Origin of the sequence: Arthrobacter sp. OAP107, assembly GCF_040546765.1 — a bacterium.
Taxonomy (GTDB): Bacteria; Actinomycetota; Actinomycetes; order Actinomycetales; family Micrococcaceae; genus Arthrobacter.
In genome coordinates, this window is record NZ_JBEPOK010000001.1 from 2,014,705 (window position 1) to 2,034,766 (window position 20,062).

Below are 20,062 nucleotides of genomic sequence, written 5' to 3' on the forward strand. Positions count from 1 at the left end.
CGCCGGTCGAGCCTGACGAGACCAAGGCCACGCACGACGGCGGGTGCCCGCCCGCCGTCGTACGCTTTAAGTAAGAACCCACCCAACTTTTTAGGGGATGACATGACCGAGAAGGTCAAGCTGCTGAGCCACGTCGAGGCCATCAACTGGAACCGCATCCAGGACGACAAGGACGTCGAGGTCTGGAACCGCCTCGTCAACAACTTCTGGCTGCCCGAGAAGGTGCCGCTGTCCAACGATGTCCAGTCGTGGAACACACTGACCCCGGCTGAACAGCAGCTGACCATGCGCGTGTTTACCGGCCTGACCCTGCTGGACACCATCCAGGGAACCGTCGGCGCCGTTTCGCTGATCCCGGATGCGATCACCCCGCACGAAGAGGCCGTGTACACCAACATCGCCTTCATGGAGGCCGTGCACGCCAAGAGCTACTCCTCGATCTTCTCCACCCTGTGCTCCACCAAGGAGATCGACGACGCCTTCCGCTGGTCCACCGAGAACGAGAACCTTCAGAAGAAGGCCCAGATCGTCATGGACTACTACCAGGGCGACGATCCCCTGAAGCGCAAGGTGGCTTCCACGCTGCTGGAGAGCTTCCTTTTCTACTCCGGCTTCTACCTGCCGATGTACTGGTCCTCGCGTGCCAAGCTGACGAACACGGCCGACCTGATCCGCCTGATCATCCGCGACGAGGCCGTGCACGGCTACTACATCGGCTACAAGTTCCAGCGCGGGCTGGAGACCGTCTCCGAGGCCCGCCGGCAGGAAATCAAGGATTACACCTTCGAGCTGCTCTTCGAGCTGTACGAGAACGAAGTCCAGTACACGCACGACCTCTACGACGGCGTCGGCCTGGCAGAGGACGTCAAGAAGTTCCTGCACTACAACGCCAACAAGGCGCTGATGAACCTGGGCTACGAGGCCATGTTCCCGGCCTCCGTCACCGACGTGAACCCGGCCATCCTCTCGGCCCTGTCGCCGAACGCCGACGAGAACCACGACTTCTTCTCGGGCTCGGGTTCGTCCTACGTCATCGGCAAGGCCGTCAACACCGAGGATGAGGACTGGGACTTCTAGTTCTTCTTCTCTACTGTGGCATGAGCCGCTGCGGCCCCCGCTTCCCGAACAACAGGGCAGCGGGGGCCGCAATTTTTATCCGCTGACTACTCCAGTCCGCGCCGTCCAGACCAGCCGGCCGCTGCGGAAATCCGATTGCCGGCCACCGGGCACCGCATACTCGTCGCTGACGGGATAGCCGAGCCGGCCCTTCTCCCAGCCCAGTGATGCCCACCTGGCCCGGATGGCACCGTGCACCTCATGCCCGCCTGTCTTCGGCGACCAGTAGATCGAGGCCCCGCCCGAACCGGAGAAGTGGTTGTACCGGCCGACTTTGTCGAGGGTGCCCATCTCGTCGGTCAGCGGATAGCCAAGTTTGCCCTTCTCCCAGCCCAGGGACGCCCACTTGGCCCGGATCGCCCCGCGCACCTCATGGGCACCTGTCTTGGGTGACCAGTAGATCGAGGCCCCGCCGGAACCGGAGAAGTGGGTGTACCGGCCGACCCGGTCCGGCGTGATCTTCTGGTCGGTGGTTGGGTAACCGAGCGGGCCCTTCTCCGAGCCCAGGGACACCCATTTGGTGCGGATCGCGCCGTGGATCTCATGGGCGCCTGTCGTGGGCGACCAGAAGATCGACGCTCCGCCGGAACCGGAGAAGTGGCTGTACTGCCCCGCCCCGTCTACAGCTGCCGTCTGGTCGGTGGTTGGGTAGCCGAGCAGGCCCTTCTCCCAGCCCAGGGATGCCCACTTGGCCCGGATCTCGCCGTGCACCTCATGGGCACCGGTCGAGGGTGACCAGAAGATCGATGCCCCGCCCGAACCCGAGAAGTGGGTGTACCGGCCGATCCGGTCCGGCGTGATGTTCTCATCGGTGGTTGGGTAGCCGAGCACGCCTTTCTCGGAGCCCAGGGACGCCCATTTCGTGCGGATCGCGCCGTGGATCTCATGGGCGCCGGTAGTGGGCGACCAGTAGATCGACGCTCCGCCCGAACCCGAGAAGTCGCTGTACTGCCCCGCCCCGTCCGCAGTGGCCGCCTGGTCCGCGATTGGGTACCCGAGCAGGCCCTTCTCCCAGCCCAGCGACGCCCACTTGGCGCGGATGTCACCGTGCAGCTCGTGCGCGCCGGTCTTCGGCGACCAGTAGATCGAAGCCCCGCCCGAACCGGTGAAGTGGCTGTAGCGCCCCACCCCATCCGGCGTGGCCTTTACGTCGGTGGTCGGGAACCCAAGGCTGCCCGCGGCGCCGCCGGCAGCCTTGTAGCTCGTATAAATCGCGGCATGGACCTCATGCGCCCCTGTGGCCGGCGACCAGCAGATCACCCCGGTAACGAAGTCCTGGCACTTTCCGTCCGCAACGGCGTACTCTCCGCTGAGCGCCCGCCCGAGTGAGGACGACGGGCGGCCGGCGCCGATCTGTTGTGCCTTGACGGCGATCGGGTCGTCGGTGCCGATGCCGGTGAGCATCACCTTCAGCTCGCCTTGGCTGTCGTCCGTGGTGATCAGGTAGAAGGTGTCCTGTGTGCCGGCCTGTCCCAGGGCCGCCGGCGTGAAGGTCACGCTCTGGAAGGCGGACTCATCAGGGGGGATGGTGATGCCCTCGGAGATGGGGGTGGCTGTGGAGAAGGCGCCCTGCGGCGCCTTCGCCTTGGTGACCGTCATCGGGATATTGCCGGTGTTGGAGATGGTGAAGTCAGCGGTGGCCGATGTTCCAACGGGGACGTCCCCGAAGTCCAGCGAGGCCGGCATTTCCAGGTGTGCCGCTCCGGACACCGCGGTCGCGGTCAGCGGCACGGTCACGGAGCCGCGGTCGCTGGTGACCACCAGCGAGTCGGTGACCGGGTCCGCCGTCGTCGGGCTGAAAGTCACAGACACGGGTACCGAGGCGAGGGGCTGGATCTGCTGGCCCACCACGGGCAGCATGGCGGCGTCGGCGCTAAGCGCCGCGTTGGCTGGCAGGGTGACGCCGGTGATTTCGACGGCGGTTGTCCCGGTGTTGACGATGTTGACTGTCTGCCGGTTGCTTGCCAGGGTCGGCACGTCGGTGAACTGGAGCGCGGCCGGTGTGGCGCCCAGGCCAACCTTTGTGCCGACGGCGTGGATGCCGAGGAGGACGGTCTCGCCGTCATTCGTCGTGACGGTCAGCATCCCGTCAGCCTGTCCGGGAGCTGCGGGGGAGAAGGTCACCGGGACGGTAAGGCTGCCGCCATCGGGCAAAGTCGCGGGCAGGCCGGCCGGAGTTCCGATCCCAAAGGGTGCTCCGGTTGTGACGGAGCTTACCGTCACGTCCCTGGTGGCGGTGATCGTGACGCTGCCGGTTTGGGTGGCGCCCACTTCGGCCGTGCCCAGGTCGGTGTCCGTGGCGCCCACGGCCGCAGTTGTTGGGGCGCCGAAGCCTTGCACATGGCCGTCGCGGGTGCCGACGTAGACCCGGCCGTTGTCAGCGGCCACGGAGGAGAACTTGGCGGCTGTGCCGATCGGGGCGCTGAACACCTGTTGGAGGGATCCGGTGCTGTCCGGGAGGGCGCGGTAGGCGCGCAGTTCCGCGTTGGTCCCGGGCCCTCCGGTGGAGTAGACCGCCCAGACAAGGGCGGTGGATCCGTCCGTGCCTGATGAGGTCACCGCTGGCGCGCCGGACGTGTACCCGAAAGTCCCCGTGGAGGTTCCGACGGAGGCGAGCCTGATCCCGCCCGTGCTGGTCGGCACCAGCTTGAACGCGCGCAGATAGCCTCTGTTTTCGACGGTGTAGAGATACCCGCCATCACTCGTCCCGAGGAACGCAGGCCGTCCCCAGACGCCGTTGTACGGTCCGGCGGAGTCGAGGACCGCATCGGTTCCGGCCGGCCCCTGCCCCATGCCGCCCAGGTTGTCCCGGTCCAGCAGGTAGACGTGGCCGTCCTTGCCGACCTGGACCAGCAGGTGCGGGTGCTCTGCCGTGCCATATCCATCAGGAATGGCAACCGGGGCCCCGGAGCCCAGATCGGTGTCGTTCTGGTCCAGCTTGAGGTTGTTGGCGGGGCTGAAGAAGTCGGTGGGGCTCAGGTTGCCGTCAGCTCCCACCTGGACCCTGACCACCGATTCAGCCAAGGTGCCGGGAGGGGTCTTGCCTGGGCCGGCCTGCGGGGAGATGCCGTTCCCCGTTGCGAACAGGATCTGGCCGGGACCGTCGGATACCAGTCCTCCGCCGGACTGCCAGATCCCGCCTTCGGCGTTGGCATTGCCTGACTCGGTGGCCCACATCGTCGTTTGATGTCCGCTGGTGGACACGCCGATGACGTAGCCGACGAAGGGAGTGTAGTCGCAGTGGCTGGCGAAGCCCGCGTACACCACCCCGTCCATGAGCAGCAGTCCGGGCCGCTGCATGGCGGTCATGGCGTTGAAGGGGCGGGTCGGATCATTGGTGGGGGCACCGCTGATGAGGACTGGGAACCCTGGCCGTTCCGTCCCCGTCGCCTGGTCGAGGGAGTGCATGTACCAGTGCGGGAGTTGCGGGGTCGCTCCGTCGTTCGTCTTGGCCAGCAGGAAGACGCTGTTTGTAGCCGGGTCGAAGACCGGCGTGGAAGTGATTCCGATGTTGGGCGTGAGGTCACCGCAGCTCACGGTCGACGCCGGCCAGGCCGGCCCGAGGGAACGCTGCCACTTCGTCTCTCCTGTGGCGCTGTCCAGCCCGTAAACGGCGTTGTTTTCCGTCGCGGCAATTACGGTGCCGCCCACCACGAGGGGCTGGGCATAGACCTGTCCGTTCACCGCCGTCGAGAACAGCTTGCCGAAGTTCGAGGACGAGACAGACGACGGCGAGAGGATGCTTTCGGTGTTATTCCACCCGGTCCGCAGCGTATCGCGGCCAATCGTGCCGACGTCCGCGGCGGCGACTCCGCTCACGGACAGTCCGGCCGCTGCAAGGACTGCCGACAGAACGGCACTCCATGCGCTTCGGCGTTGCAGGCGCCAGGAGCGCCGGGTGGACAGCTTTGCGGCCGAGGCGCGAGTCAACGCCCCAGTTCCTCGTTGACGGAGCATGTTTGAGACCTGCTTCAGACCGTGGTTGGACTAGGCGCCGTGTCCGCTGCAGTTGGAGATTGCATCGGGCCCGGTGTGTCCTGAACGGGGCCTCCCAAACCTTTACCTTCAGGACGATCCCACTGTCTGTGCCGGGGCCTAGGAAAAAGTCGGAGGCCCACCCCAAAATGAGGGGGGCGGGGTCACGGGCTAGGCTTTAAGCCATGAAGCCCAAGGCAATCCTCGTCACGGCTTTTCTCATGGTCGCGGTTGTCGTTGCGATCATCATTGCCTGGATTATTTGGCGCCCTGACGTCACGGCCGTGTAGACGGCCCTGCGATCTCAGAAGCCAGGCGGCAGAAGACCCGTGGACATTCGTGCGGCTGCCTCCAGCTACCGCGGCCTCTACCAGGGCCGGAACCGGAGCCCGGCGCGGGAAGCCTAGTGGTCGGAAGCACGCCCGCGGGTGCAGCGCGCCGTGTGGCACGCCGCGCTAATGCTAAGTACCGTCGTCGTAAGAACCAACAGAACCAACGCGAAATCAGTCGGGGGCAGCATGAGCAAGACAGGGGCAGCATGAGCAAGAACGGCCGGAACCGGAATAAGCGCAAGGGTCCCGCCCGTAAGGGGAGTCCAGCCGCACGCGGCTCTTCGCCCGCTTCCCTGAGCTCTTTCCGGGCCGGGCGGGCCGTCGACTCGCTTGCGCCGGCATTTGTCCGGTGGTTCGACGACGGCGCTCCCGGCGCTGCTGCCGCCGCCCTGGACTGCCTGGCAGCCATAGAAAGCGTCATGGGCCGGTACATGGACCGTGTGGCCGCTGCTGACCTGACAGGCCTTGATCCTGTGATCCTGGCCGAGGCTCTGGCAGCTGATCTCGCCTCGCCGGCGGGAGACGAAGACGACGACCGTGGTGAGTTTGTCGTCGCCGCTGTGCACGGATTTGTCGACTTTCTAGCTGACACTGACCGGTGGTCAGGTTCAGCCGAACAGCTCGCCGACGTCGCTGAACTTCTCAACGCCCTTATGGGGGAGACAAATGAGTGGGCCCTCGTCGACGTGCCAGTCATCTCCGACGAGGACGCCCTGAAAGTCTTTTCAAAGCTCCCGTTGATCCGGCGGACCACTGCGCTGCTTCAGTGGATGGGCGACGCAAAGCCGGTGACCGCAACCGGTGCGCTGCGGACGAAGGATATCGAAAACGCGGCGGCGTGCTTCGGGCTGGAAGTCAGGGGCGGCCCCAAACAGGCCGGCGGCCCGGAGGCCGGGGACGGCGGTTCCGAAAAGCCCGTGCCGACAGTCCGCAGCATGTATGAGGTGCAGCTGCTGGCGCAGGTGTGGGAGGCGCTGGCCCGCACCGACCTGATCAAGATCGGGCCAACGAAGGCGGAGCCGACCGAGGCCACCGCCGTTTTCCAGGCCGGCAGTACCCCGGACCGGCTGGAAGAACTTGCGTTCTTCGTCGAACAGTTCCTCTCGGCCTCAGTGCTTGGCTATGACGCTGAACAGCCCTGGGAAGTCCTCGTTGCCGCAACGGTGGCCTCGATGCTGCTGGCGGCGGCCTCGGAGGATCCTCCGCGGACCGGCACCATCCTGGACCCGCGGAAGGGCGCGTCGGCAGAGGAGAGGGCCACAGTCGAAAGCCTGAAGGCCGCGGCCATGCACCAACTCGAGGCCCTTGCGGAGCAGGGGATCCTGTCGATCGACACCCATTTCCGGGTACCGCCTGCCCTGGTCCGGTGCATTGCAACCACCTATGAGGACGCCACGGTCCTGGAGGACCTGGGCCTGCTGGACCTGCCCGACTTCGACCTCGATTCCGAGGATGCCTAGCACCTGCAATTGATGCCTGGCTGCTAGGACGACCCAAGCTTTTTGAGGCGGAAGCGAAGCTTTGATGCGCGGGCGGGATCGTCACCGAGGGCTTTCGTTTCCTCGATGTACCGGTCCCCAAATTCCTTGAGAAGAAGGTCGTCCACAATCCGCACGTGTCCGGCAGGAAACTTGTAGGCCATCCTTTCCCGCACGAAATTCCAGTCCGCACTGCCGATCAGGTCCACGGCCTCCTCAACGGTCGTAATGCTCACGGCATTGAGCAGATCAACGAGCCAGTCATATTGTTCTTTCTTACTTCGCGGGTGGTCGGGCAGTTCCGCCAAGAGAACCTCCGCCAGTGCATCCGAGGTTATGGGCTCGGCGCGGCTTTTTGCGTCGTCCGGCAGGCTTACGTCTTCGCGGGCAACGGCCTCATGTATTTTTACGAATTCGTTGTCCGCCAACTCGATGAGGCCTGAAGCCAGGGTAAAAGCCCGGTCGATTGCGGGAGGTATGGCACCCACAGCCTTGTACCGGATGTCGTGCTCAAATTCCGCCCAGGCGTGCTGCAGGACGGTCTTCACCTGTACCTCAAAACGCTGACCTGTGCATCCGGCACATCCGACGGGTGTGTTGTCCTCACTTACTTCGAGAATCAGATGGTGGGCTGCGTACCCGAGCACGCCTTTGTCAACCTGCTGTGCCTTCTTGTCTGTGGTCTCCAAAACCCGGAACTGGCCAGTCAGCGCAGACACAACGTTGGCAACGTCAGGCTCAATGTAGGTGATCACGCGGACGCCCAAAATATCGTCCAGGTCATCCAACCCATTGGGATATTTCGGAGTGCCTTCGGGGCCGAGTTTGCTTAGCTTTCCCTTGACGGACTCGGAACTCTTCACGCGCCCTTTGACCAGGTGGTAATTGAGCCCGTCGTCCCGTAATCGGGCCTCGATGGCCGCCTGAATTGCCGTCAGGGAATCGGAAAGATGACCATGCTGTTCCGACAACCTCGCAACCTGGTTGTCGACAGCATCGGCAAATTGGGAAGTGTGTTCCTGTCCAGTCATGCTCGCGCCCCCATATCCCGCAAACTCACATACGCGACAGCCTAACCAACCGGCATCGAGCCCACTATCCGGCACACGCGAAATTCTGCACAGCTTCGTCCCGACGTGCCCATGCAATTGCGAAGCATCAGTGCCAAGCTGGTTCCATCCGCATGATTCGTCGCTTGATGAAGGAGCGTGGGTGGCATGCCCAAGACCGGCAAGAACGATCACGCCCGCAAGGATGAGCTTCCCTCGACCCTGCAGCGTTCGGACCAGAAAGCCCAGGACACTTTCGCGAAGACCTACGATTCAGCGCTTGAGTCCTATGACAATGACGAGAGCCGGGCGGCCCGGACCGCCTTCGCATCCTTGAAACACAGCTACGAGAAGGTGGGCGACCACTGGGAGCCGAAGGAGCAGCGCGGACCCTCAGACCAGCATGCCGCGGAGGGACTGGATTCCTCGGCGCCCACCGCGGGAGGCGTGGACGCGAACGCCTCCAAGGAGCACCTCTACAAGCGCGCCCGGGAGCTGAACATCGAGGGTCGTTCGAAGATGGACAAGGACGAACTTGTCGAGGCACTGCAGAAAGCCAACGATGCCGCCACCCGGAAGGCGCGGGGCGGCTGAGCTATTCGTCTTTGGGGCGGAAGTAGGAGGATCCCGACGGCGTCCGCTCCAGCACGCCGAAATCGATCATGTAGCGTCGCAGCAGCACCACATCGTCGGTATAGCTGAGAAGCCGTTCATTGACCTTTCGCTCGGTGAGCTCCTCGCCCGGCTCGAAGGTCTCTTCGGCAATCCAGGCCAGAAGTTCCCGCCGCTCCGCCTGGTTTGCCGGATACCTGTCGATCCGGCCAAGCCGCATGAACCTCGCTACTCCAGTCTGCGGCTGGCGTTTGGGCTGTTGTGTGAGGAGATCGCGGAAGATCGACTCGGATGCTTCCAGTTCGTTGCCGGCGGTCCGTTCGACCAGGCCTGCGTCGAGCAGGGCGGTGATGGCACGGTCACGCCTTTGGCCGGTCAGACCGGGAGGCGCTGCCCCCAGTACTATCTGTGCGTAGGCAGTCCGGGCGTCCCGGTTGGCGAGGGCCGCCATCACCCGCCGCCAGTGGGGCCCGCTCTGCCTGGTCTCCCTGGTCACTGCGATTCCCCCTCATATGCTCTGGCCTGGCGGGATATGCTCTGGCCTGCCGGGCCGGGCCGGTGCCGGCTGGCGCGGGCGGTACAACAGGCAAAATCGTAGTCCCGGGCGCTTCACGCCGGAAGGCGCTCGCCCGCATCCGTCTTCCGCCGCCGGAAGTGGCCCGTCGAAGCTATGGCGCCCTGACGGCGTCGTGATGTGAAATGGTCCCGGGGACAACTGTGAATGAGCGGGCCCGAAACGGCAGAGAACAACCTGGGCTATTGCGCTGGCCGTGTTGGGCGCATGGCTTCGAAGTCATACCAATGGTCCAGGTGGCCCGCTCAGTCGCGGGTCCCTCCGCCGCCGGCCCGGCAGGGCAGTGCATACTTAGGGGGACCCGCCGCAGAAGCAGAGGACTCTCATGACGCCGAACGAGGCAGTACCGAATGCCAGCCTGCCAGATGTAAAGGGGATCCAATGAAATCCAACGAAGTGTTGCTGGACGCCTTTGGCCGCATCCGGGAAATCGTGGAAGCCACGCTCGAAGGGCTCGACGAAGAAACCCTGGCCCGCCGGCCAGCCGGCAACGGCAACTCCATCGCGTGGCTGATCTGGCACCTCAGCCGGGTGGAGGACGCACAGGTGGCTTCGGCTGCCGGGCTTCAACAGGTCTGGACTTCGCAGGGATTCGCAGGCCGGTTTGACCTGCCGCTGCCCGAACGGGACACCGGCTACGGCCATTCGTCGGACAAGGTGGACGCCGTGCGGGCACCGCGGGAGCTGCTCGCGGAATATTACGAGGCGGTCCACCGGCAGACGGCGGACGTTCTGGGCGCACTCGTCGACGACGGCCTTGACCGGGTCGTGGATACCCGCTGGGACCCGCCAGTCACCTTCGGCGTCCGCTTGGTCAGCACGATTGCCGACTGCCTTCAGCATGCGGGGCAGGCCGCCTATGCCAAGGGCCTCAAAGACGGCGCCTAGGCCTGCCGTCCCGGGCGCACAGGTCCCCTTGCTTGGTGTTGGGGACCGGAGGAGGATGAGCGGCAAAAAACTCCAGGAGGCCGTCATGACCCAGCTTGGCAAGTTTGAGAAGTACCTGATCGAGGAATTCTTCGACGACTACCGTGCCGGGGCCATGAGCCAGCACGCCTTCACCCGCCGGGTCGCCTTCATCACCGGGAGCATGGCTGCCGCGTCCGCTGCGATGCTCCTGGTCGGGTGCACGCCCCAGGAAGTCCCGCGCAGCACCGATCCCATGCCCAGTCCCAACCCGACGCCAGGCTCCGCTGCGGGCACCGCCTCAGGCGGCGCCGTGCCGGGGGCGAAGAGCCCGCTGTCTGTGCCCGAGTGGGCAGCCGGAATTACGACGTCGACAGTAACGTTTGCGTCCGGCGGCACTGAGATCAGTGGTTACCTCGCCAGACCCGAAGGCGGGACGCCCGGGCCCGCCGTCCTGGTCTGCCACGAGAACCGCGGGCTGACACCCCACATCCAGGACGTGGCCCGGCGCTTCGCCAAGGAAGGATACGCGGCCCTGGCGATCGACCTGCTGAGCAGGGAAGGCGGCACGGCGAGCCTGGACCGCGATGCCGTCCCCGGTGCCCTCACGCAGGCGGGCGCCCAGCGGCACGTCGCGGACTTTGCCGCGGGATTCGACTACCTCCAGAAGCAGGACTACGTGGAACAGGGCCGGATCGCCATGACCGGATACTGCTTCGGCGGCGGCATCACCTGGCAGTCGGCGGTGGAGATCACGGGCCTCAAGGCAACGTCGGCCTTCTACGGGCCAGCCCCTGACTTGGACAAGGTGCCCTCCATAAAGCCTGCCGTATTCGGTGTCTACGCCGAACTCGATGACAGGATCACCGGCCCCATGCCGCAACTCCGGGATGCCCTGGCGGCAACCAGAGTGCGCAACCAGCTCAAGGTGTATCCCGGCGTCGACCACGCCTTCCATAACGACACCGGCGACCGCTACAACGAGCAGCAGGCAACGGCCGCCTGGAACGACACGCTGGCCTGGTTCAAGAAGTACGTCTAGCCGTTGCCTCGCCTGCCGTTGCCTGGAGGACGTTGCTTAGCCGGCGCCGTCCGGGGCTCCGGCGCCCGCGGTGTCCGGGCCGGACTGGCGGCCGGACGCGTCGTGGGCGAGAGCCTTCTGGCGGCGGTACACCTGAGCCGCGATGGCCGTTGGTATGACGGCCAGGGCAAAGGCCCGCATCCAGGGGCGGTCCAGGACGTGGCCGGTGACGGAGTCGAGCGAGAAGCTGCCTGGCCCGCCTATCGTGAAGGATACCGCCGCGAGCCCCAGGACCGCCGGGTATTCAAGGCCGCCTTCCGTGGCGAAGAAGCCGTTGGGGGCGTGCACGCTGGCCGCAACACCCATGGTGGTGGCAGCCGCTGCACCCGCAGCCGGGGTGCCGAGGCCCAGTGCCAGGGCAAGGCCGGCGCCGGCTTCGCCCAGGCCCGCGAGGACCGCGCTTGGCTTCGCGGGCCGGAAGCCCATGGCGTGCATGCCCTTGCTGGTGCCCTCGATCCCGCCGCCGCCGAACCAGCCGAAGAGCTTCTGGGTGCCGTGGGCAATGAGGACGCCGCCGAGGCCTACACGGAAAATGGTCTGTGCAGCCGTGGCGGCGACCGGGGCGACTGGGCTGGTGCTGGTGCGGCTCATGGACATTCTCCTGTAATCGGTTCAGCCGTGCGGCTGATCTTCAGGCGATCCTGTCCGACGATTCTACGTCCGCGGGCGGCGGGGAATCAGGCGGCTTTGCTCCGGTGCGCCCGACCACGGTGCCCCCACCCACGGTGCACCGGGTACGCGCCGTCGTGCTTAGTCCTGGCCCTTGGGCCGTGACTTCGGGAGGTGCCCCTGCCGCCCGGCTTCACGCACCAGCAGCCGAATGTTCGCGTACAGCACTGCCCTGACCGCATCGGGCTCGAGCCGCTGCCCGCGCCGGATGCGTGATTCCAGTTCCTTGCAGCAGCGCTCGAGACGCAGGGCACCGGCCATGGCGGAAGTCGCCTTCAGGCTGACGACGGCGTCCGCCGCCATCCGCGGGTCACCGCCGGCCAGGGCGCGAAGGATCTTCGACGCCCGGTCGGGCAACATCTGAAGGTAGTCATCGATGAAGGCCTCTGCGAAGGCAGGCCCCACCTCGGTGGCAAGGGTCTGCAGCGGTCCGGCGTCAAGGACGGGGATGTCCTCTGCGCCATTCATCGTGCACCGCCTGCTGCTGTCCCCTGCATGTCCTGCCCATCGGTCCGTGCCGCGACCCCTGCTGCGCGGCTTACCGGACACTGTCCCGCGGGGACCTCAAGACGGGAGAAACATTTGCCGATGTTCGGATCAAGAATGCGGGAGGCCGCTAGGACCGTTCGAGCAGCACCATGACCTCGTAGTGCGTGGTCTGCGGGAACATGTCCAGCACCCGTGCCCGCCGGGCGGTGAACGAGGGGAGCGCCGCCAGGTCACGGGCCAGTGACTGCGCATTGCAGCTGGAGTACACCACGTGCTGCACGGAGGACGCTTCCAGCCAGCCGCACAGTTCCTTGCCGATGCCGCGCCGTGGCGGATTGACGATAACCAGCTCGGGCGCCCGGTCCGCGGCGACGGCAAAGGCAGTGGCATCGCCCGCCTCAAAATGCATCCGCTGCAGGCCTGCCTCGTCGCTGCTGAGCCTGGCCGAAACGATGGCTTCGCGGCTGGTTTCAATGCCGGTGACATCGCGGGACGGATCGGCGCAGTGCAGGGCAAAACCGCCGACGCCGCAGTACAGGTCCCAGACAGACGCCGGAGCCAGTTCGTTGACCCACTCCCGCCCCTGCCGGTACAGGGCCGCTGCCATGTCGCTGTTCGTCTGGAAGAAGCTCTGCGGCCGGAGGTGGAGGTCGAGCTCATTGACCCGCATCCGCAGCGTGGACTGTCCGGTGAGCAGAATTTCGCGGTCGCCTTCCAGAACTGCCTTGTGTTCCGGGTGCAGATTAACTGAGACAACCTTCACCTGCGGCAGGGTGCCCAGGAGCGCGGGAAGGTGCTCGCGGATGCGCGGCACCAGCTTTTCCGAACGCAGGACCAGACGGAGCATGATCTCGCCATCGGGGGATTCCGTGATGATCAGGTGCTTGAGCTCGCCGCTACGCCGCGGAACATCGTAGGGCGTCAGGCGGGCCCGGCTGATGAAGGCCGCCAGGACAGGGAAGCACGCGAGGAGGCCAGGGGAGCAGACGCCGCATTCGCGCAGGTCAACGCCGCGGCCCTCGGCGTCAAGAATCCCGATGGTGGGTTTCTTCGCCGTTCCGCCCACCACCATTTTGGCCTTGTTGCGGAATCCGGACTCGCGGCTCGCCGCAGGCGGCAGCCACTCTACCGACGCATGGTCGGAGAGCAGTGTCTGGCAGTGGAGCTGCTTGCCGGCCAACTGCTCGTGGTAGGGCCTGCCCATGTGGGTGCAGGAGAGGCAGCGCGCGGCATCAAAGTAGGAACATTGCATGTCTGGTTAATTCTACTTTTTCTGCGGGCTTCTTCCGGTCCCCGTCAGGAGGGCGGCCGCTGCCGCTTGGGAAGGCTGATCCGGTCCAGGTCATTGGCAGGTACGACGGCGGTGCCTCCTGAGCGGGCCCGTGCCTGCTGGGCCAGGATATCCACTTCCCCGTACCGGGACGAAAAGTGGGTGAGGATGAGGGTCCCGGCGCCGCCGTTGGCGGCCAGGGCCCCGGCCTGCCCGGCCGTGAGGTGCGCGTACTGTGCCGCCAACGACGCGTCGTCGTCGCTGAAGGTGCATTCGGTGACGAGGAGGTCCACGCCGTCGGCCAGCCCTTCGGCTCCCTCGCACGGTGCCGTGTCCATGATGAAGGCGAAGCCCTGTCCCGGGCGGGGAATGCTGACGTCCTCAAGTCGCACACCGCGCAAGACGCCCTCTCGCTGCAGAAGACCCGCGTCCGGGCCCGTAATGCCCGCCGCCGCCAGCCGCTCCGGCAGCATCGTGCGGCCATCCGGCTCGGTCAGCCGGTAGCCGTAGGTCTCGATCCGGTGGCGGAGGGGCCGCACCTCGAGCCCCGGGGCGATTTCCCCGGCATCGGAGTGGGGCCGCAGGCGAAGGTCGATGCCGGGCGAGGCCACGGAGACGAGCGCCCGGACAACATCTTCTCCGGACGCGGGATAGTGCAGGTATACCGGGTGCTTCACGCCGTCCAGGGCCATGCGGGACAGCACGCCCGGAAGCCCGTAGCAATGGTCACCGTGGACATGGGTCAGGCAGATGCGGGTGATTTGGCTGGCGGAGACACCGGCATGGATCATCTGCCGCTGGGTGCCTTCGCCGGGGTCGAAGAGTAGTCCCTCGCCGTCCCACCGCAGCAGGTAGCCGTTGTGGTTGCGCGTCCGCGTCGGGACCTGCGATGCGGTGCCAAGGACGACGAGTTCGCGCATGGCACCGAGTGTCTCACAGGCCCGGCAGCAGGCGGGCAGATGACGCCGCGGATGCCCCAACGGCGGCGCTCGCAGGCATCTTCCAGTACACGGGCGTCAAATGGAACCCGGCAGCGTGGGATTTCCTATGGACTTGCCTGGCAGGGGTGGTGCGGTGGAGTGGTAGGTGTGGCCGGTGGGGGTGGTGATTTCGATGGTGTGTCTCGGTCCCGGCCGGGGTTTTACTTTCCAGCCGGGGAGTTCTTTGGTGTGGTTGCAGGCTTCGCAGAGCCCCGCGCCGTTGCTCAACGAGGTGTCGCCGCTATCGTGCCAGGGGATGATGTGGTCGTGGTGGCGGATCGGGGCATCGCAGTAGGGGGTGCGGCAGGTGTCGTCGCGGATGTGGATGAAGCGGCGCAGCGGTGCCGGGAACAGCCGCCGCTTGGAGTCCATGGCGACGAGGTCGCCGGTTCCGGGGGCGGTGTAGAGGCGCCGGAGCCAGATCTTGAGTTCTGTCAGGCTGGTTGGATCGACCGCAGCCGCATCGCGCGCCGCGGGCTGGACCCGGCCCGGCTCTCCCTGTCCCTGCCCCTGTCGCTGTCCCTGTCCCTGTCCTTGCGTGATGAGTTCCCGGGCCCAGGCGCCGGGGATGATGCCGTAGCCCGGGAGGCGGGCGGGTTCGGTGTCGCCTTGGAGGAGGGTGCGGTCGGTCATGACGAGGTTCAGTTCGATGCCGGTGATGCCGCCGGGGGTGCCGGTGGTGGATTCGACCAGGGTGTCGGCCATGGCCTGGTCGCGGGAGCGGGGGTCGCCGGCGGCGTGGAGGGTGTCGGCGTTCCGGGTCAGTGCGGCGAGAACTGCGACGCCTTCGTGGACGGGCAGCAGTGCTGTCAGGTAGGTCATGCAGTCCGGTGCCGGGCGCAGGCTCACCCTGCGTTCCGAGGCGGCGTGGCGGGCGCGCTGGGTGACGGACCGGGGGTCGCGGCGGATCGCGGCGGCCTTTACGGCGGCGATGACGGCCCGGGTTCCGGCGCCGTTGAAGGTTCCGGTGTCGGCGGCGAGTTCCTCATCCACGGCGGCCCGGTCGGACGGACTCAGGCAGGCTGTTTCCTTCACGAGGTGCATGGCGCGTTCTTCGTTGAGCTGGCCGGTGTCCAGTGCGGCCAGGCTGTGCGGCATCTCGGTGACCAGGGCCTTGGACATGCCGAGCAGCCGGTGCCCGCGGTTTGGGGATTCACCGCGGGCCAGCGCGATCTGCTCGGCCGCGCCCAGATCCCGGTCTCTGGCGCGGTCCTTGCCCAGGTCTTTGGCGGCCAGGGGCGGCCGGTCGGTGGGTTCCTGCCGGAGCCGGGCCTCGAAGGCCACCGAAAGCCGCGCCTGTTGCCCGGCGGCCCAGCACTTGACGTTCTCGTACCCGCGGACCTGATCGATCAGCCCGGCACTGTCAGCCGTGAGATCAGCTGCCGGGAGAAAACACCCGGGCGTAGTTCCACGGTCATGGACGCCGCCGTCATCAAAAGGCCCGTCATCAAAGGGGTCCCCATCGAAAGAACGGTCCGCAAACAGGACCTCGGGAAACGGGTCCTCCGGCAACGACACCGGATACACGGCGTCGAGATCGTCGTCGTACGGCAGCCCGTAGTACGGATCGGTGTCGAGAACCGCGGCGTCAGGGTCGTGGAAAAAACCGTCAGGAACCACGGCACCATGCAGCGCGTCGCCGTGCGGCGCCCCCGCTGTCACTGCCGAACTCCCGAAGCCGTCCATGGACACAGTCTGCCAAGGGGGTCCGACAATAAAGGGCCGATCCGGCACCTGATTTGGGCGGATTCAAAAAATCTTCCTGAATCCGCTGGGGCATTCAGGAATGGGGCATTAAACAGCCAAGGGTGCCCGCGCTCAAAGCGGGCACCCTTGGTGACAGGTGGGCTGTTTACTTGTAGACGCGCACCCAGTCGACCTGCATCTGGGAAGGCGTGAGGCTGGAACCGTCCGGGAACCAGTCGAGCTGCAGCGTCTGGTGCATGGTACCGGAGGGCTGGTGGGCCGGGTTGGTGTCGGTGAACGTCTTCACGCCGTCGATGTAACCGGTGATGCCCGTGGGGGTCCACTCCACCGCGTAGTTGTGCCACTGGGTAGTGTCAACGGCCTTCGTGGCGTAGGTCTGCTTGCTGGAGCCGCTGCAGGCGTAGTGCAGGAAGAACTTCACCAGTGCCGTTTCGGAGGTGCTCTCGGCGTAGTCGATCTCGGCGCAGGTCGAGGACTTGGTGTCGGGCCACAGGATGAGGACAGGATGGTATTCCGGATCACGCTGGTTCGTCTTCATGCGGGTTTCCCAGCGGCCATACTTCTGCTTCGCGAACTTTGCAGACATGCCGCCTGTGGTTCCCGCAGAGTCACCGCTGACGGTTGCCACGCCGTTGGCCACTGACCACGCCTTGGGACTGCGCAGGCCATTGCCTGCATGGCCGGAGCTGTTGTAGACGCTCCACTTTGTGCCGTCCGGAGCGCCCGTGTAGTTGAACTCGTCACCGGTGACGACCGAACCCCAACCGAGAGTGGTTGCGGCCTGGGTGCCGCTTCCCGTCGTGGACGCTGCCGGAGCGGCGGCGGCCGGAGCGGCAGCGGCCGGAGCGGGCGCGGTCTTGGCGGGAACCGCCGCTGCCTTCGGCGCCGCGGCCCCGGCGGCAGGGGCGGGAGCGGCAGCAACAGGGGCGACGACGTCGGTCGCGGCCTTCGCCGGAGCGGCGGCTTGAGCAGCGGTCTCCGTCAATGCAGCAGCTTTGGCAGCCGCAGCTTTCGCTGCTGCCGTCTTGGCAGCTGCGGCTTTTGCCGTAGCAGCTTTCGCAGCAGCGGCCTTCTTGGCTGCGGCAGCCTTCGCTGCCGCAGCTTTGGTGGCGCTCGACGCCGAGACGGCCGATGCCCTCTTCGCGGCTGTGGAGCCCGGGGACGATGCGACGGCGGCCTGGCTGGTGGCGGGCGATCCGGCTGCGGCAGCAGTATGTTCGGCGGCCTGCTCCGCGGAGGGAGTGAGACCGCAGCCGGTCAGCGAAAGCGCGCCGATGCTAATGGCAATGGCTATGTTCTTCTTAAGCAAAAGACCCCTCCGGGCAAACGGCTGCCGCGCAGAAGGCAGCCACAATCTAGGTGGAAAAAGAACAGCACGAAGCGATTCTGGGCCCCGGTCGTCGGGGCCGGAGCGGCCTGACTGCCGCCCTGCGCATCCGGAGCCCAGCGCTGGCCTCCGGGACCCCCAGCGGGGCCGTCCCATGGGAACAGGCGTCAACGTTACTTGACCGTTACCAACGCCCGCAAAGCGTCACGGAGACCGCGGGCGGGCCGTGCGGTGGTTTCCCTTGACTGACCTGCGGGAACACTTTTATGACGCAGGCCGGAAACAGGGTCCACTGCCGTCCACAAAAGGGGTCGCCCCGCCGTCGAACATGAGGACCCGCATCAGGTGCGGAGTTGGACTGCCCGGTGCCTGGCCGAAAGAATGGGCGGGTGAGTGCTGCCGGCGAATTTGTGGACGACACCCTGCAGCGCGAGGCGTCGTGGTACCGGGCCGAGGACATGCGTCACCGGTTCGGCAGTGCGATGCGGTACTACGGGGCGTCGGTGGGGGCGGTGCGCGGAACGGTCCGTGACGCCCTTCGCCGTCATGCCGCACTGGCGCACGATGATGTCACCGCCCTGAGTTCCGAGCTGTGGGAGGTGCCTGTTTATGAGCGGCGCCTGGCCGCCGTCGTCCTCCTGCAGTCCAAGGTGGAGCTGCTGACCAACTCCGACCTGACGCGCATTGAGGGCTTTGTGCGGGACGCTCACATGCCGACGCTGGTCGACCCGCTCGCCGTCGATGTGGTTGGCCCGCTGGTGGAGGGGCTCGAGGGGCAGCAGCGTGGGCGTGCGGATGCGGTGCTGGACCGGTGGGCGGGGGACCCGGACGTCTGGCTCCGCCGCGCGTCGCTGATGGCGCCCCTGCGGGCACTCAGAGCGGGTGGCGGTGACTGGGACGGTTTCGTGCGGCGCGCCAAAATCGCAGCTGACGCACCAACTGCAACGACGACGGCGGGCAGCCGCCCTGATCGGGAGGGCGTTGAAGCCGTACTGGATGCCGTGGCGGAGCGAAGGCCCGAGCTCCGGCTCGCCTTCCGCCATTGACCCGCGGATCCGGGGCGCTGCTGGGGTACTAGGCGGAAGCCGGTGCGGGCTGCAGTTCCTCCGCCGCCTCGGGGGAAACGTCGCCCTCCGTGGCGGGACCGGCAGGCGTGTCCGCCGGGTGGACGGACGGAACGGCGGCGAAGTGCTGGCGGAGCGGGTGGAACTGGCTATGCCCCATGCTGCCGAATTCGTAGGCGCTCTCGGCGTGCTCGGACCGGTCGACGCCGGCCACCTCGGCCTCATGGCTGACCCGGAAGCCGATGGTCTTGTGAATCGCAAGGCCGATGATAGCGGTTACCAGTCCGGAGAGTGCGAGCGTGATGAGGACGGCCACCGTCTGGGCGATGAGCTGCTGGACGCCGCCACCGTAGAAGAGCCCGCCGCCTTCGCCGTTGACGGGGAGGGCGATGAAGCCGAGGGCGAGGGTGCCCACCAGGCCGGAGCCCAGGTGCACGCCGACAACGTCCAGGGAGTCGTCGTAGCCGTACTTGAACTTCAGCTCGACGAAGAGCGCTGAGGCTACGCCGGACACCAGGCCCAGGCCGATGGCGGCCACTGGGCTGATGTTGGCGCACGAAGGCGTGATGGCCACCAGCCCGGCGACGGCACCGGATGCTGCGCCCAGGGAGGTGGGGTGGCCGTGGCGCACCTTTTCGGTGAGGAGCCAGCTGAGCATGGCGGCGCACGGGGTAACGAGGGTGTTGACCCAGATCAGTCCGGCCTGTTCTACGGTGGTGGCGGCGCCGGCGTTGAAGCCGAACCATCCGAACCAGAGGAGCCCGGCGCCGAGCATGATGAACGGAACGTTGTGCGGGCGGTGTCCCGGGTCCTTGCCGAAACCGTGGCGCTTGCCGACGATCACGGCCAGTACCAGGGCGGCGATGCCGGAGCTGATTTCGACGACGGCGCCGCCGGCGAAGTCGATGACCTGGCCGAAGATGGCGGTGACCGCTCCACCCTGGCTCATGAGGCCGCCGCCCCAGATCATGAATGCGAGCGGGCAGTAGACGGCAGTGATCCAGATCGGCACGAAAAGTACCCAGGCGGTGAACTTGGCGCGGTCGGCAATCGCACCGCTGATGAGGGCCACGGTGAGGATCGCAAACGTTCCGGCGAAGCCGGCCTTGATCAGGTCGGGGGTGCCCATGAGGCTGCTCAGGCCGAAGCTGGCGAACGGGTTGCCGAACAGGCCCAGAACGCCTTCGCCGGTGCTCATGGAGTAGCCCCAGAGCACCCAGACGACGCCGACGATACCGGCGGACACGAAACTCATCATGATCATGTTGAGGGAGGCTTTGGCCCGTGTCATGCCGCCGTAGAAGAGCCCCAGTGCCGGGGTCATGAGCAGCACCAGTGCCGCCGACACCATCATCCAAACGTTCGCCGCAGTGATTTCCACGCGTTTTCCCTTCCCAGGAAACTCATCCTTTCCGCGGCCCGCTGATGCCGGT

Annotated in this window: 16 protein-coding genes; 6 read left to right on the forward strand and 10 right to left on the reverse strand. The window is 66.2% G+C overall.

The window, feature by feature from the left end; all coding sequences use genetic code 11:
• The first annotated feature begins 102 nt into the window (after positions 1–102).
• Positions 103–1,077 (forward strand): class 1b ribonucleoside-diphosphate reductase subunit beta, encoded by a 975-nt coding sequence (gene nrdF, locus ABIE00_RS09450; protein ID WP_306923998.1) that lies wholly within the window; start codon positions 103–105, stop codon positions 1,075–1,077.
• Positions 1,078–1,152: 75 nt separating this feature from the next.
• On the opposite strand, the gene ABIE00_RS09455 is transcribed toward nrdF, so the two are convergent.
• Entirely contained in the window at positions 1,153–5,046 is a 3,894-nt protein-coding gene (locus tag ABIE00_RS09455) for an Ig-like domain-containing protein (protein ID WP_354259431.1), read from the reverse strand.
• 583 nt (positions 5,047–5,629) lie between these two features.
• On the opposite strand from ABIE00_RS09455, the gene ABIE00_RS09460 reads away from it, so the two are divergent.
• Entirely contained in the window at positions 5,630–6,883 is a 1,254-nt protein-coding gene (locus tag ABIE00_RS09460) for a hypothetical protein (protein WP_354259433.1), read from the forward strand.
• Between the two features lie 23 nt (positions 6,884–6,906).
• Here the strand turns inward: ABIE00_RS09460 and ABIE00_RS09465 are convergent, their stop codons facing one another.
• Complete coding sequence (locus tag ABIE00_RS09465; RefSeq protein WP_354259436.1) at positions 6,907–7,932, reverse strand: GTP pyrophosphokinase; 1,026 nt, start codon at positions 7,930–7,932, stop codon at positions 6,907–6,909.
• Positions 7,933–8,118: 186 nt separating this feature from the next.
• On the opposite strand from ABIE00_RS09465, the gene ABIE00_RS09470 reads away from it, so the two are divergent.
• Positions 8,119–8,544, forward strand: a complete 426-nt coding sequence (locus tag ABIE00_RS09470; protein ID WP_331572960.1) for a ChaB family protein — start codon at positions 8,119–8,121, stop codon at positions 8,542–8,544.
• 1 nt (position 8,545) lies between these two features.
• Here the strand turns inward: ABIE00_RS09470 and ABIE00_RS09475 are convergent, their stop codons facing one another.
• Positions 8,546–9,058, reverse strand: a complete 513-nt coding sequence (locus ABIE00_RS09475; protein WP_354259440.1) for a DUF2087 domain-containing protein — start codon at positions 9,056–9,058, stop codon at positions 8,546–8,548.
• A gap of 459 nt (positions 9,059–9,517) precedes the next feature.
• On the opposite strand from ABIE00_RS09475, the gene ABIE00_RS09480 reads away from it, so the two are divergent.
• Together ABIE00_RS09480 and ABIE00_RS09485 are read left to right on the forward strand one after the other, a co-directional pair.
• Positions 9,518–10,024 (forward strand): mycothiol transferase, encoded by a 507-nt coding sequence (locus ABIE00_RS09480; protein ID WP_354259443.1) that lies wholly within the window; start codon positions 9,518–9,520, stop codon positions 10,022–10,024.
• Between the two features lie 85 nt (positions 10,025–10,109).
• Positions 10,110–11,084, forward strand: coding sequence for a dienelactone hydrolase family protein (locus ABIE00_RS09485; protein ID WP_354259446.1), 975 nt, complete (start codon positions 10,110–10,112; stop codon positions 11,082–11,084).
• 36 nt (positions 11,085–11,120) lie between these two features.
• Here ABIE00_RS09485 and ABIE00_RS09490 read toward each other — a convergent pair whose 3' ends face one another.
• From ABIE00_RS09490 to ABIE00_RS09515, 6 genes are all read right to left on the reverse strand, one after another.
• Positions 11,121–11,714: a DoxX family protein gene (locus tag ABIE00_RS09490; protein ID WP_354259449.1), complete on the reverse strand. Its 594-nt coding sequence runs from the start codon at positions 11,712–11,714 to the stop codon at positions 11,121–11,123.
• 159 nt (positions 11,715–11,873) lie between these two features.
• The gene (locus tag ABIE00_RS09495; protein ID WP_354259452.1) at positions 11,874–12,260 is read right to left on the reverse strand and encodes an Hpt domain-containing protein; all 387 of its coding nucleotides are present in this window, start codon (positions 12,258–12,260) and stop codon (positions 11,874–11,876) included.
• 148 nt (positions 12,261–12,408) lie between these two features.
• On the reverse strand, positions 12,409–13,533 hold the full coding sequence (gene rlmC / locus ABIE00_RS09500) for a 23S rRNA (uracil(747)-C(5))-methyltransferase RlmC (RefSeq protein WP_354259454.1): 1,125 nt from the start codon (positions 13,531–13,533) through the stop codon (positions 12,409–12,411).
• Between the two features lie 44 nt (positions 13,534–13,577).
• Positions 13,578–14,471 carry a ribonuclease Z gene (locus tag ABIE00_RS09505; RefSeq protein ID WP_354259457.1) on the reverse strand — a complete coding sequence of 298 codons (894 nt, stop codon included), beginning with the start codon at positions 14,469–14,471 and terminating at the stop codon, positions 13,578–13,580.
• Between the two features lie 96 nt (positions 14,472–14,567).
• A complete protein-coding gene (locus ABIE00_RS09510) occupies positions 14,568–16,217 on the reverse strand; it encodes an HNH endonuclease (protein ID WP_354259460.1) in 1,650 nt (549 codons plus the stop codon).
• A gap of 166 nt (positions 16,218–16,383) precedes the next feature.
• Entirely contained in the window at positions 16,384–17,547 is a 1,164-nt protein-coding gene (locus ABIE00_RS09515; RefSeq protein WP_354259463.1) for a glycoside hydrolase family 16 protein, read from the reverse strand.
• 407 nt (positions 17,548–17,954) lie between these two features.
• Between ABIE00_RS09515 and ABIE00_RS09520 the strand changes: the two genes are divergently transcribed.
• Positions 17,955–18,611, forward strand: coding sequence for a DNA alkylation repair protein (locus ABIE00_RS09520; protein WP_354259466.1), 657 nt, complete (start codon positions 17,955–17,957; stop codon positions 18,609–18,611).
• Between the two features lie 28 nt (positions 18,612–18,639).
• Here ABIE00_RS09520 and ABIE00_RS09525 read toward each other — a convergent pair whose 3' ends face one another.
• A complete protein-coding gene (locus ABIE00_RS09525) occupies positions 18,640–20,010 on the reverse strand; it encodes an ammonium transporter (RefSeq protein ID WP_354259469.1) in 1,371 nt (456 codons plus the stop codon).
• Between the last annotated feature and the right edge of the window lie 52 nt (positions 20,011–20,062).

Bases quoted from the DNA above. Each gene is read 5' to 3' on its own strand.
- nrdF (WP_306923998.1), top strand. From the start codon at position 103: ATGACCGAGAAGGTCAAGCTGCTGAGCCACGTCGAGGCCATCAACTGG.
- ABIE00_RS09460 (WP_354259433.1), top strand. From the start codon at position 5,630: ATGAGCAAGAACGGCCGGAACCGGAATAAGCGCAAGGGTCCCGCCCGT.
- ABIE00_RS09465 (WP_354259436.1), bottom strand. From the start codon at position 7,932: ATGACTGGACAGGAACACACTTCCCAATTTGCCGATGCTGTCGACAAC.
- ABIE00_RS09470 (WP_331572960.1), top strand. From the start codon at position 8,119: ATGCCCAAGACCGGCAAGAACGATCACGCCCGCAAGGATGAGCTTCCC.
- ABIE00_RS09480 (WP_354259443.1), top strand. From the start codon at position 9,518: ATGAAATCCAACGAAGTGTTGCTGGACGCCTTTGGCCGCATCCGGGAA.
- ABIE00_RS09485 (WP_354259446.1), top strand. From the start codon at position 10,110: ATGACCCAGCTTGGCAAGTTTGAGAAGTACCTGATCGAGGAATTCTTC.
- ABIE00_RS09490 (WP_354259449.1), bottom strand. From the start codon at position 11,714: ATGAGCCGCACCAGCACCAGCCCAGTCGCCCCGGTCGCCGCCACGGCT.
- ABIE00_RS09495 (WP_354259452.1), bottom strand. From the start codon at position 12,260: ATGAATGGCGCAGAGGACATCCCCGTCCTTGACGCCGGACCGCTGCAG.
- rlmC (WP_354259454.1), bottom strand. From the start codon at position 13,533: ATGCAATGTTCCTACTTTGATGCCGCGCGCTGCCTCTCCTGCACCCAC.
- ABIE00_RS09505 (WP_354259457.1), bottom strand. From the start codon at position 14,471: ATGCGCGAACTCGTCGTCCTTGGCACCGCATCGCAGGTCCCGACGCGG.
- ABIE00_RS09510 (WP_354259460.1), bottom strand. From the start codon at position 16,217: ATGGACGGCTTCGGGAGTTCGGCAGTGACAGCGGGGGCGCCGCACGGC.